This window comes from Citrobacter sp. RHBSTW-01013 (assembly GCF_013781985.1).
Classification (GTDB): Bacteria; Pseudomonadota; Gammaproteobacteria; order Enterobacterales; family Enterobacteriaceae; genus Citrobacter; species Citrobacter braakii.
Genome location: NZ_CP056185.1, coordinates 2,366,128 through 2,378,951 on the forward strand (window position 1 = coordinate 2,366,128; position 12,824 = coordinate 2,378,951).

General features: G+C 52.8%; 12 protein-coding genes. 3 read left to right on the plus strand and 9 right to left on the minus strand.

The features are described from left to right. Positions 1 to 66: 66 nt before the first annotated feature. The 6 genes from HV350_RS11490 to HV350_RS11515 are packed head-to-tail and all read right to left on the minus strand — an operon-like array spanning position 67 to position 5,601. Positions 67 to 1,578, minus strand: a complete 1,512-nt coding sequence (locus tag HV350_RS11490) for a tripartite tricarboxylate transporter permease (RefSeq protein WP_047389883.1) — start codon at positions 1,576 to 1,578, stop codon at positions 67 to 69. Positions 1,579 to 1,580: 2 nt separating this feature from the next. After that, a complete protein-coding gene (locus HV350_RS11495) occupies positions 1,581 to 2,120 on the minus strand; it encodes a tripartite tricarboxylate transporter TctB family protein (protein WP_016153310.1) in 540 nt (179 codons plus the stop codon). 53 nt (positions 2,121 to 2,173) lie between these two features. Next, the gene (locus tag HV350_RS11500) at positions 2,174 to 3,148 is read right to left on the minus strand and encodes a tripartite tricarboxylate transporter substrate binding protein (protein WP_016153309.1); all 975 of its coding nucleotides are present in this window, start codon (positions 3,146 to 3,148) and stop codon (positions 2,174 to 2,176) included. A gap of 22 nt (positions 3,149 to 3,170) precedes the next feature. Next, complete coding sequence (locus HV350_RS11505) at positions 3,171 to 3,806, minus strand: 2-dehydro-3-deoxy-6-phosphogalactonate aldolase (RefSeq protein WP_103777286.1); 636 nt, start codon at positions 3,804 to 3,806, stop codon at positions 3,171 to 3,173. Positions 3,807 to 3,848: 42 nt separating this feature from the next. Then, positions 3,849 to 4,799: a 2-dehydro-3-deoxygalactonokinase gene (locus HV350_RS11510; protein ID WP_016153307.1), complete on the minus strand. Its 951-nt coding sequence runs from the start codon at positions 4,797 to 4,799 to the stop codon at positions 3,849 to 3,851. A gap of 1 nt (position 4,800) precedes the next feature. After that, positions 4,801 to 5,601: an IclR family transcriptional regulator gene (locus tag HV350_RS11515; RefSeq protein ID WP_016153306.1), complete on the minus strand. Its 801-nt coding sequence runs from the start codon at positions 5,599 to 5,601 to the stop codon at positions 4,801 to 4,803. A gap of 291 nt (positions 5,602 to 5,892) precedes the next feature. Here HV350_RS11515 and HV350_RS11520 point away from each other — a divergent pair, with 291 nt between their 5' ends. Both HV350_RS11520 and HV350_RS11525 read left to right on the plus strand, forming a co-directional pair. Continuing rightward, positions 5,893 to 7,047, plus strand: a complete 1,155-nt coding sequence (locus HV350_RS11520) for an iron-containing alcohol dehydrogenase (RefSeq protein ID WP_016153305.1) — start codon at positions 5,893 to 5,895, stop codon at positions 7,045 to 7,047. 29 nt (positions 7,048 to 7,076) lie between these two features. Further along, complete coding sequence (locus HV350_RS11525) at positions 7,077 to 8,072, plus strand: 2-dehydro-3-deoxygalactonokinase (protein ID WP_016153304.1); 996 nt, start codon at positions 7,077 to 7,079, stop codon at positions 8,070 to 8,072. 511 nt (positions 8,073 to 8,583) lie between these two features. On the opposite strand, the gene ychF is transcribed toward HV350_RS11525, so the two are convergent. Both ychF and pth read right to left on the minus strand, forming a co-directional pair. After that, entirely contained in the window at positions 8,584 to 9,678 is a 1,095-nt protein-coding gene (gene ychF, locus HV350_RS11530; protein WP_016153303.1) for a redox-regulated ATPase YchF, read from the minus strand. Positions 9,679 to 9,793: 115 nt separating this feature from the next. Then, entirely contained in the window at positions 9,794 to 10,378 is a 585-nt protein-coding gene (pth, locus tag HV350_RS11535) for an aminoacyl-tRNA hydrolase (protein ID WP_047415432.1), read from the minus strand. 274 nt (positions 10,379 to 10,652) lie between these two features. On the opposite strand from pth, the gene ychH reads away from it, so the two are divergent. Further along, positions 10,653 to 10,934, plus strand: coding sequence for a stress-induced protein YchH (gene ychH / locus HV350_RS11540; RefSeq protein ID WP_016153301.1), 282 nt, complete (start codon positions 10,653 to 10,655; stop codon positions 10,932 to 10,934). Positions 10,935 to 11,058: 124 nt separating this feature from the next. Here the strand turns inward: ychH and lysC are convergent, their stop codons facing one another. Then, the gene (lysC, locus tag HV350_RS11545; RefSeq protein ID WP_016156744.1) at positions 11,059 to 12,420 is read right to left on the minus strand and encodes a lysine-sensitive aspartokinase 3; all 1,362 of its coding nucleotides are present in this window, start codon (positions 12,418 to 12,420) and stop codon (positions 11,059 to 11,061) included. Positions 12,421 to 12,824: the final 404 nt, after the last annotated feature.

Genomic DNA, 12,824 nt, shown 5'->3' on the forward strand with positions numbered 1-12,824 from the left:
TGATTTCGCCACCGCGGGCAGAAATTCCGTGTAACAGTGACGGATTTTCTGCCCGTTTCTGCTCATTCAGGAGAGCAAATGATTTTTACGTGCGCGTCTTGCGGCTATGGCCTTGCGTACCATTGGGCCAAACAGAGTCAGCATCGCCAGTAGCAGGAGTGTGGCGGTGATGGGACGGGTATAAATGAAATCAAAACTCCCGTTGGACAGCGACATCGCGCGACGGAAGTTACTTTCCGCCATCGGCCCCATGATGAGTGCCAGCACGACAGGAGATGCAGGGAAACCGCCTTTTTGCATGAAATAGCCGATCACGCCCGCGACCAGCATAATGCCGACGTCAAACATGCTGTTGTTCAGAGCATAGGTGCCGACGATACACAGCGCGAGGATCAGCGGAGTCAGGACGCTCTTGGGAATGTTGATCATTTTGGCGATGAAACGAACGGAAACCAGGCCAAGAATAAGCAGCATCAGATAGCAAAACAGCATTCCGACAAACAGCATATACACCGTGTCGCTGTGTTCGGTAAATAGTCGAGGCCCAGGCTGCATTCCCTGTAGCGTCAGCGCGCCCAGCATTACCGCCGTCGTGGCGTCACCAGGAATTCCCAGCGTCAGCATAGGTAACAGCGCGCCGCCCGTGCAGCCATTAGCGCCTGCTTCACAGGCCGAAACCGCTTTGAGTTCACCCTTGCCAAACTGATCTTCCGGCCTGGCAAAGCGCTTCGCTTCATTGTAAGAAACGAAAGCGGCAATATCCGCCCCCGCGCCGGGAATCATGCCAATAAACACGCCCAGACCGGAGGATCGCAGCAGTGTGACAATCAGACGTTTGAACGTAGACCACGGCGGAATGATTCGACCAATAGCGTACTGCACCGTCTTGCTCACTACCTCGTCTTTTTCCAGCGACTTAAGCACTTCTGCAGTGGCGAACAGGCCAATCATCACCGGGATAAAAGGCACGTTCATCAGCTCGACAAAACCGCCGGTGAAACGCGGAAATCCGCCCATCGGATCGAGGCCAATGGTCGCGACCAGCAAACCACCAACGCCAGCGATCAGCCCCTTAATCAGCGATTCACCGGAAATACTGGCAATAATACTCAAGCCGAAAACGGCCAGCGCAAACGTCTCTGCGGCGCTGAATTTTAGCGCCACCTCGGCCAGAATCGGCGAGAGGAACATCAGCACGATTATGCTGAGGGTGCCGCCGAAAAAAGAGGAGAAAGTCGCCGTGCCCAGCGCCACACCGGCCTGACCTTTTTTCGTCAGTTCATAGCCGTCAATCGCCGTTGCCGCGGCGGCTGGCGTGCCGGGGATCCGGAGCAGAATGGCAATAATCGAACCACCATAAACGCCACCAAAAAAGACGCCGGAGATAATCAGTAAGCCAGAAATCGGATCCATGCCGTAGGTAAAAGGCAGCATTACGGCAACACTCATGGTGACAGTCAGGCCCGGTAACGCGCCCACCAGGATGCCAAGCCAGACGCCAATCATTGAAAATAAAATGGCTTCCGGGTGGGCCAGCAAGCTATTTACGCCGCCGAGAATAAGATCAAATTGGGACATAATTACTCCAGAGTCAGCGATTCCAGGAGGCTGCTTTCCGGCAGCGGAACGTTCAGCGCCAGCGAAAAGAGGATATACAGCGTAATGGAGAGCACGATGGCCAGCAGCCCATTAACCCACCAGCGTTGGATACCGGAGATTTTCATAATCAGCATCATAAAAAGTACCGTTGCGACCAGGTAGCCAAAAAGCTGCATGGCGTAGAGGTATGCCACGCAGGTGACGACGGTACAAAACGGCCCCGTCCAGCGTCCAAACCCCTGAGTGGGGCGAGTGGGTAGAACCATCAGCTGGCGTAGCGTGGTACCAGAGAACTGACCAGCAATTAAGATCAACGAGAGAATAATCAGCAACCAGCTATAAACCGAAGGAAATGCGCCCGCACCGATATCCGTAGAAATGGACGTTGCAGGAAAGCTTTTGGCAATCGTCAGCACCACTACGGCGATCAGACAGAGCAGCAGAGCGACCAAAATGTAGCATTGTCGTTCTGCCGTAGACGCTGGTGGCGGCGTTGTCGGAGTTAACGGATTTTCAACCATAAACGACTCCCATTAGGACTATCCGGCCAGAAGGGGCTGGCCGGACGTCACCGTTATTTTTGACCGAGGCCCAGTTTTTCGATGGTGACGGAGAAATCGCGCTGCTGCTCTTCAAGCAATGCCTGGAATTCAGCACGATCGAGCCAGACATAGTTGAGGCGCATTTTGGCTAACGCTTCCTTGAAAGAGGGTTCATCGGCAGTGGCGGCGATAGCGGTGGTCAGAAAATCGATCACGTTTTGCGGGGTTTTGCTGGAGATAACCAGCCCACGCCATGCGCCGATCGACAGATCGATGTTTTTTTCCTGAAGCGTGGGGACGTCAGGCATGTTGGCGTCACGTTGAGTGCTCATTACGGCCAGTGTTTTCAGCTTGCCATCCTCAACCTGGTTGAGGACTTCCGCAGTGCTCACCGTAACGGCTTCAATGTGCCCGCCTAAAAGCGCGGTGACGGCTGGCGTCGCGCCATCGAAAGGAACGTGGTTGAAGGTCACACCGGTTTTATCTTCCAGCGACGCGGCTGCCAGATGCCAGATTGCGCCCGTTCCTGAGTTGCCTACCCTGACCTGGCCCGGATTCTCTTTCGCCCAGGCGAGGAACTCTTCCAGCGTATTCCATGGTGCGTCGATTTTAACGGTCACGGCGCTGGGTTCCATATTGAACAGACCCAGTGGAGTAAAGTCCTCCGTTTTGAACTTCACCATTCCCAGAGAGGGCAGGATAGTCAGTTCGGCGGTGCCCATCGCCAGCTTGTAGCCGTTAGGGCGCGATGCAGCAAGCTCGCTAAAACCAATTGCGCCGCCTCCGCCAGGCTTATTAATGACGCCAACGCCGACCGGAAAGTGCGGTTTAGAGGCCTCAGCAAATGCGCGCGCCACCAGATCGGTGCCGCCGCCAGCGGCGAAGGGGACGATCAGCTCTATCTGGCGCGTAGGATAATCCGCCGCCTGAGTCGGGCTTGCCAGCAGTAATGAACTGGCGGCTAACAGCGAGGTTAATAATCCAGAGGTAAATTTTTGAATTTTCATAGTCAACTCCGTTTGGTTCTTTTTATGTATTAAGGGGCGAGGACGTTCGCCAGGCGGTCACGAAGTCAGCGGCGCGACTTGCCACTTGCTCTGCTGTCATACCCGGTTGGTAAAGCGCGCCGCCAAGGCCGAATCCACTGGCTCCGGCGGCGCGATAGTCAGATATTGCCTGCGGCGTGATTCCACCAACGGGCAGCAGCGGGATCGCCGCGGGGATCACGGCGCGCCACGCTTTCACCACGACGGGAGGGATCGCCTCAGCGGGAAACTGTTTCACCGCATCCGCTCCCTTCGCCAGCGCGCTGAAAGCCTCGCCTGGCGTCGCCGCCCCGGGGAGGCTTATCAATCCCGCGCGCTTTGTCTCTTCAATTAATACCGGATCGGTATGGGGAGAGATAATCAGCTGGCCGCCACTTTGCGCCACGTCATGCAGCTGAGTCACGGTCATCACCGTTCCAGCGCCCACCCAACAGTCCGAAGGTAAAATACGACGCAGACGTGAAATACTCAGCAAGGGTTCAGGCGAATTAAGCGGGACTTCGATGATGCGGAATCCCTGTTCATACAGGGCGGCTCCGACGGCTTCAACCTGTTCGGGCGGTATACCGCGCAGAATGGCAATCAGACCGGTTTGACGTAGCGTGGTGATAAAATCCATAGTCAGTTCCTGGTGTTGGTCGAGAAAAAGGTCAACGGGAAATCAGGCCACAAGACTGGCGTAACGCGCTACCTGCCACATTCCCTGTTCCGCCGCTCCGGGAGCGATATACACCGGATTGCGGCATTCAAAAATCGCCATGGCGCGCTGGTAGCGCTGACACAACGGCTGCGAACCAATTAAGGTGATGTCGGTATCGGCGGAGATCCCATCCAGCGCGATGGCAAGCTCATTGCCCAGCAGGAGACCCGAGAGATAGTCCGGCTGTTGTTGCGGCGATAGCTGCTGACAAAGGAGCCGGGTGCGCACCGAAAAGAGAGAGCCGAGCAAATTGCCTGGCTGCTGGCGGGCGACGCGGATGCCTTCAGCAAAAGCCTGCCAGTCAGGAGTTTCAGGGGGCTGCATCGTCAGCCCCAGTATCGAATGGTGGCGCAGCACATCGTAAAGTTCCCCCGACATAAACGTACGCAGGCGGTCAATTTTCTCCTGCGTGACGCTCACCCATTTTGAATGCGTACCGGGCAGGGCAATCAGCGATTCTCTGCCGCTGGCCTGAACATCACGCAGGCGTTCATCACCCGCGATTGCGCCGAACACCTGGGTTTCTTCTCCACGCATCACTTCCGGCAAAAGGTTCGTTTGCTGAACGCCTGGAATGATATAGAAGCAGCGCTGGTCATCGACATCGACGCGGGTTAACTGCTCCGCCAACTGACGAGCATCGCAGGGCGCAGGCAAATAGGGCGCGGGCTGCCAGCCCTGGGCGCTGCCAATCATGCCGCTGGCAATAACCGGACAGGCGGGATCGGCTGCCAGCCAGTCTGCGCAGGCCAGGTCGAAGGCCAGACGGAAGCTCATCAGCCGATTGGGCGCGTCGGGTAATTTCATGATGCCGTGGGGAAGTTCCCGCCGTGCAGTCACGGTACCGTTTGCGGCTAAGCGGTAGGCGCGTAGCGCGCTGGTTCCCCAATCCAGGGCGATCAATGCAGTCATATCAGGATCCTTTTGCATGCGTAGAGACGAAGGGATAAATCAGAGAGGTTCGATGTGCCACCCAGCCCAGCTCTGCGGAAATGTCCTCAGCGTAACGTTTTACGATGCCGCTGAGCTCCTGCATGCGTTCATCCGGCATGTAGGGGGCGATGCTGGCGACGGAAATAGCGGCGACAACATGATTTCCGGCATCCCGAATCGGTGCCGCCACGCAGCGGATGGCGAGTTCGTTTTCTTCCAGATCCAGGGTGTAACCGCGCTCAGCGTAATGGTGCATGCTGCGAATAAAGGAACCGGCGTCCGCGCCGGGATTATGCAGTCGATAAAAGTGCTGCCATTCCGCCATCGTCGCGCCGAGCATCAGCGCTTTGCCAATGCCAGTCGAAAACAGCGGCATACGGTGCCCAACGCGCGAGCGCATCTCCAGCCCGCGGGTACCGGGAATTTTATCGATATACAACACGTCGCCTTGCTCGCGAATGCCGAGATGGACGGTGTCCTGAGTGAGCTGAGCCAGCGCTTCGAGCAGCGGGCGGGCAGCGATGCGTAGCGGATAACCAGCAAGCGATGCGCCGCCCAGCTCAATCAGCCTTGGCCCGAGAAAATAGCCCCGGCTGGAAATTTGTCGCAAATATCGTTGAGCGACCAGGGCGCTGATCAGACGATGTGTTGTACTGCGCGGTGCGGAAATGTGCTGACTGATTGCGCGTAAATCATGATGTCCTGCGGCAACCGCTTCGATGGCAGCCAGTCCGCGCAGTAACGTTTGTACACCGTTCACAGTCGAAGGAGAGGAGGTCATGATAATTTCCGCCAGGTCGCTTATTTGATGGCGGTATATTTCCATAGTCAATTAACTGGAAATATGAATTCGCTCACACAATACCACATTATAAACTCGTGTTTCATATATAGGGATTATTAGGGTGAATAAAGCGATATTAATCACAATTGAGGTTCAGGGTGAAATATATATTTTGGACTGTCGGTGATGCGTATTGAGTAGCTTCTCGTTCAGGCGAATGGCTGATTATTAATGGGCATCGCGCGCCGCATTAACTTCATCGTGAATTCACACCATAAGGGAAAAATTATGTCAGGATTTAATTTCGTTAATCCGGTTAATTTCTATTTTGGCCAGGGGAAACTGGCACAGGCGGGAACAATTACCGCGCAATACGGCAAAAAGGCGCTGATTATTGCTTCAGATAGTGCGAAGCCCACGGGGCAGCTGGCGGCGTTGGTTGAGGCATTGACGCAGGCGGGCGTGACGTCCGTCTGTTTTGACCGTTTCATGCAGAACCCGCTTTCAACCCTTGTCGATGAAGGGGCTGCGTTCGCCCGTGAACAGCAATGTGATGTGATTGTCGGCATCGGCGGGGGAAGCGCGATGGATATGGCAAAAGGCATTGCCTTTATGGCCTGTAATAGCGGAGGAATTTGGGACTATGTATTTGGACAAACTCCGGCTGATTCGGCGCTACCGGTAGTGTTAATTCCGACTACCGCAGGCACGGGCAGTGAAGCGAATAAAACGGCGGTATTTACGAATCCACAAACCAATGACAAAAAAGGGCTGGTGAACCCGCTGATTTATCCGAAGGCGGCAATTATTGATCCTTTATTAATGCTGACGTTACCCCGGCGCGTTATTGCCGGTCCGGGAGCAGATGTCCTGTTTCATTCGTTGGAGTCATTTATTTCGAAAAATGCCCATCCGATGAGTGAAATGCTTTCATTACAGGCGCTTGAGCTGATTGGCAAATATTTACCGCAGGTTTATGACGATGCCGCCAATATTGAGGCGTGGGAAAAAGTCTCTTTTGCCAGTTCGCTAGCGGGTATGGCGATTGATTGTGCCGGGACGACATTGCCCCATGCGTTGCAGCACCCGATGGGCGGGTTGCTTGATGTCGTACATGCTGAAGGCATTGCCGCCATTTACATGGCCTTTATGGAATTCACCTGGCAAAGCGCGCCGCAAAAATTCGCCGCTATCGCCAAAGCGCTTGGCGTGAATACCCTCAATATGACCGAAGAAGAAGCGGCGAGAAGCAGTATTGATGCGGTGCGTTCGCTGCTGGGCTACGTCAATATGCTGCCGTCGCTCAGCTCTCTGGGCGTTAAAGAGGAACATTTCGACTGGTTTATTGGCAATGCCACTACCACGATGCGCGTCGTGCTTGCGAATAATCCCCGCGTGCCTGATGCCGATGAGATTCGCGCCATTTATCAGCAAAGCCTCTAAACCAACGCCACCGCCTCAGGAGCAAGCTTATGATTATTATCATCGACAGCGGTTCAACCCAGACCAGGTTCTATTTGTTACGCGATGAGGAGATCGTTGCTGAACATCTCCTCGCTGTTGGCGTTAACTCCGGGAAGGCCCGTTCTCAGGGGGATTTCAGAGACGCCATTGCCGCAGGGATAAGTGAACTGCTGCACGCTAACCAATTGACGACTGGTGATGTGCGTTTTGCGATTGCCTCGGGAATGATCACCTCTAACCTCGGGCTGCTGGAGATACCGCATATCACCGCTCCGGTGAGCCTTGAGCAGCTTGTCTCCCGGGTGGTGAAGGTAAAAGATCCCGCAATACTGCCTCTGGATTTGGAGATCCGTTTTGTCCCTGGTATCAAAAATGCGCAGGCGGATCGTAGCTGGTCCAGCCTGCGGGATATCGACCTGATGCGGGGGGAAGAGACTCAGGCCGTGGGGTTGATGACGTCGCTTTACAGGAACCTGCCGCTGACGATGATCGAACTGGGTTCAACAACCAAGCTTATCCACATTGACGCGCAGGGAAGAATCGCCGGCAGTATTACCAGTCTGAGCGGGCAGGTTTATGCGGCGGTGAAAAAAGAGACGTTTATTGGCGCCAGTATGCTGGAAGAAGAGGATGACGATTTTTTCTCGGCGGACATCCTGCAATATGCCTGTGATAGCGTGCATCATGCGGGCCTTCTGCGCACGCTGCTGTTTACGCGTTTTATCGAGTTCTCGTTGCCGTGCACCGCAGTCGAAAGAACATTTTTTTGTCAGGCGGCGCTGGCGGCGGATGACATGAAACTTTTTGATGAGGCCGAGCGTTTAGGCTTTTCTCTGCAAGGCGACATTGTGCTGACAGGCAAGCGGCAGCGCTGCGAAATGTATCGTTCTTTATGGCGCAGCCGATATGGACTTGAGAACCCGGTCCATTTTATCTGTGATAAAGACGAGATCGCCCAACTGGCGATCAAAGGGGCAGGGTATATTGCCCGTCAGATGACGTAACGCACCAGATAACAAAGCCTCGCAGGCTACGCGGGGCTTTGTGGTTTTTCACTGTTTCGCATACAGCACATAAGGACCGGATGTGTAAGAGATAACAATGATTTTATTGGGCAATTTCCTCAAGCCTGTAGGCACATCCAGGTCATCCTCAGGCCGCAGGCCATGCAGGCGCTTCGCGAGTATGTCGCGGCCTTCTGGAGGATGGTCAGTTCATCAGCCTGCTCAGCGAGTTGAAATCATTGAGACAATGGAGTTTTTCTTTCAGCTTGGCAGTGCGGCATTCGTATCAGTGAACCTAACGGGGCCTTGTTTGTTTATTATACCGTTATCGTACCCACTAAAAATGAAGATGGCAGAATGTTGTGCTCATTCATGTACTCATTTTTGACAGCGTTGTTACGAGATGAATTGAGACATTGTGAAATGAAAAATCCACGCAATTGCGTGGATTTTATAGGATTTTGCCGTTGTTATGAGATTCAGTGAAACCTCATGAGACAGCAAATTTTATTTAGACGTTGAACAGGAAGTTCATCACATCGCCATCTTTAACGATGTAATCTTTACCTTCTGCACGCATCTTACCGGCTTCTTTCGCGCCTTGTTCACCTTTATAGGTGATGAAATCTTCAAACGCGATGGTTTGTGCGCGGATAAAGCCTTTCTCGAAGTCAGTATGAATTTTACCCGCCGCCTGCGGAGCCGTTGCGCCAACAGGAATGGTCCATGCACGAACTTCTTTCACGCCAGCGGTGAAGTAGGTCTGCAGGTTCAGCAGTTCGTAACCAGCGCGGATTACGCGGTTCAGACCAGGTTCTTCCAGACCCATTTCAGCCATGAATTCTTCACGGTCAGCATCATCGAGTTCTGCGATGTCAGCTTCAACGGCAGCGCAAACTGCAACAACAACGGAGCCTTCAGCTGCGGCGATTTCACGCACTTTATCGAGGTATGGGTTGTTTTCAAAACCGTCTTCGTTGACGTTGGCGATATACATCGTTGGCTTCAACGTCAGGAAGCTCAGGTATTTGATAGCCGCTTTGTCTTCATCGGTCAGTGTTTTCAACGCACGCAGCATGCCAGCGTTTTCCAGCTGTGGCAGGCATTTTTCCAGTGCAGCCAGTTCCGCTTTAGCGTCTTTATCGCCGCCTTTAGCCTTCTTCTGTACGCGATGGATAGCGCGCTCACAGGTATCCAGGTCAGACAGCGCCAGTTCGGTATTGATAACCTCAATGTCGTCAGCCGGATCCACTTTGTTATTAACGTGGATGATGTTGTCGTTTTCAAAGCAGCGAACCACGTGGCCGATAGCTTCGGTTTCACGGATGTTCGTCAGGAACTGGTTACCCAGACCTTCGCCTTTGGACGCGCCTTTTACCAGACCGGCAATGTCGACGAATTCCATCGTTGTTGGCAGGATACGCTGCGGTTTGACGATTTCGGCCAACTGATCCAGACGCGGATCGGGCATCGGGACAACACCTGTGTTCGGCTCGATAGTACAGAACGGGAAGTTTGCCGCTTCAATACCCGCTTTTGTGAGCGCGTTGAACAGGGTGGATTTGCCTACGTTTGGCAAACCGACGATACCGCATTTGAATCCCATGTTTAAATCACCTTAATCTTTTGATATTCAACCTGTTATGGAAAACAGATTGTAGAAAAGTAAATAACTCTGCCTATTATACACAGCACGCGAGAAAAATGCCGCACATCCCTGCTTATTGCGCTTTAAAGGTGTGTAACCGGCTCGTTGCCTTGGTCAGGCCATCTTTGAATAAAATCTCGGTACAACGTGCCGCTTCGTCAATTGCTTCATCAATTAACTTCTGTTCTGAAACAGGCGGTTTGCCTAAAACAAATCCGACAACTTTGTTTTTATCACCCGGATGACCAATTCCCACGCGTAAACGATGAAAGTTGGGGTTATTGCCCAACTTGCTGATGATGTCTTTCAGACCATTATGTCCGCCATGACCGCCACCGAGCTTAAATTTTGCCACGCCAGGCGGCAGGTCTAATTCGTCGTGCGCGACCAAAATTTCATCGGGGTTGATACGATAAAAACTGGCCATCGCACCCACGGCCTTGCCGCTGAGATTCATAAATGTGGTCGGTACCAGCAAACGGACATCTTCCCCTTCGAGCGTTACTCTGGAGGTGTAGCCGAAGAATTTCGGCTCTTCACGCAAAGGGGCGCGTAATCTCTCTGCCAGTAAATCGACATACCATGCGCCTGCGTTGTGTCGCGTTGCCGCATACTCTGCGCCGGGGTTCGCCAGGCCGACAATCAATTTAATCGTCACGTGTTTTGTCCTGAGTGTTTCCATAAACGACGTGTAGTTTACTGTCTGACGCTGCTCTTGACAAAAAACTGCGTACTAATCGCCAAAAGCTGAATAATTGCACAAATGGACTATTAGAAATTGAGTATGTTCAGTAGCTTATTTGTAAAGTTTTGTTGCGCGAGTGTTTGTAATTGTGATCGCTCCCGCACTTGCGAACGGCAGTGTTGTCTATACTTTACACATAAGGATTAGGGGTATTCCCTGTAGCAACCCAAAGTTCCGGAGGTGACACATGAAACGCAAAAACGCTTCGTTACTCGGTAACGTGCTCATGGCTTTAGGGTTGGTGGTGATGGTGGGGGGGGTTGGTTACTCTATTTTAAACCAATTGCCGCAATTTAATCTGCCACAGTTTTTCGCACATGGTGCCGTGCTCAGTATTTTTGTAGGTGGTGTTCTGTGGTTGGCGGGAGCCAGAGTGGGCGGGCACGAGCAAATCAGTGACCGTTACTGGTGGGTACGCCATTATGACAAACGCTGTCGTCGCGGTGATACCACTCATCGTCATAACTAAATCGTTTCCCGGTAGAGAGGGCTGCGGTTTGAATACAAAGTCCTGGTTGAAAAACCAGGACTCTGCTTGTTCATTATCCTTGCATAGAACGCACTTTTATATTCGCTATGGAATATAAGAAACGTTATTCGAATAACCGATAATGTAACGTTTTAACCGCGCTATCCGCGTCTTCAGCGGGCAACAGGAAACACAGGTTGTCATTTGACGCGCCGTGGCAAATCATTCGCACCGTATGCCCTTCAAGCCAGGCAAAAACGTCTTTGCAAACACCCGCCGCCTGAGTCAGTCGATTCCCCACCAAAGTGACCAATGCCAGTCCGGTTTCCACTTCCACACGACAGTGGGAGGATAATGCGGTAAACAATGCGCTGGTCAGTATATGATCTTCACCTGAGGTTGCGTGAGTCGCGTCCAGCGCCAGCGCAATACTGTTCTCTGAGGTTGTAACCAAATCCACCGTGACCGCGTGGCGAGCTAAAATGGCGAAGGACTGCGCCAGGAAAGAACCGGACGGTTGTGTCTCCAGACTATGTAATCGCAACAGCGTCTGTTTACGGCGCACGGCAAGCGCACGATAGCGAGGTGGGTTGTCGGTGGTGTTATGCACCAGCGTACCACCGGCAGCCGTATCCTTACTTGAGCCAACAAAGACCGGAATGCTTTTACGCATTGCCGGAAGCAGCGTAGCCGGGTGGAGGACCTTCGCACCGAAGGCGGCCATATCGCTGGCCTCGGAAAATGAGATGTGGTCAATCCGTTTGGCCCGCGGCGCAATGCGCGGATCGGTGGTGTAGATCCCTGCGACATCGGTCCAGATGTCCACGCGTGCGGCGTGAAGCGCCTCACCGAGAAGCGTCGCCGTGTAATCACTACCACCGCGTCCCAGCGTAGTGGTATGCCCTGCGGCATCCCGGCCGATAAACCCCTGGGTCACCATAATCGCTTGCTCAAGACGAGGGCGCAGGTGAGTCTCCACCAGGTGGTGCAAGGTACTGAGTTCGGGTTCGGCGCAGCCGAAACTCGAGTTGGTACGCATCACGCTGCGGGCGTCAAACCACCCGGCCTCGGCATGCCGTTCACGTAAGACCTCAGTAAACAGTAAAGAGGACATCAGCTCGCCGTGACTGACCAATTCATCGCTTAGCGCATCAGACGGTGAAACGGTCGCCGTTTGTGCAAGATGGCGGATGTTGTTGAGAAGATTATCGATTTCCGTGCTGATAACGGACGGCTGCTTCAGGCGGGAAATAATGTTGTATTGGATGGCGCGTAGGGTCTCAAGCTTATCTAATTGTTGATGCGTTTCCAGACCTTCAGAAAGCTCGACCAGTAAGTTTGTAACGCCTGCAGAAGCAGACAGTACGACTAAACGGACATCTTGATCAGCAAGGACAATGCTGGCGCTTCGGTTCATCGCATCAAAATCAGCGACGCTGGTGCCGCCAAATTTGGCAACGACGGATGGTGGATAAATGCGAGTCATAACAATCTCATATCAGGGCGCCATAAAAGTATGGCTAGAAAATTTTCATTCTCGGCATAAGGGGAAACGGTGTTCGCCTTACGAAATGTCCGCCCGCGAACATTTCTGCTGACAACCCAGGGAATTCCTGTTGTCGAAAACGCGTGTCGCCTGTACGCGTTACCGGGTGCTGCGCATTAATTTTATTTACATAGCCTGCAAATAAGCGCGCCATACTAAGTGATTTATATTTAGGGGTCGACTTTTTTATTCGATTTATCGACAAATAAGTGAAAAATCATGTCGTAACAAGAAAACGCGTACATTATTAATGGTAAAAACGTGTAAAAAAATAATAAAAACATGAAAATCACATGGTTTTTATAACATCGTATGCGTTGCAATTGGCTACGGTAATTGTTAAT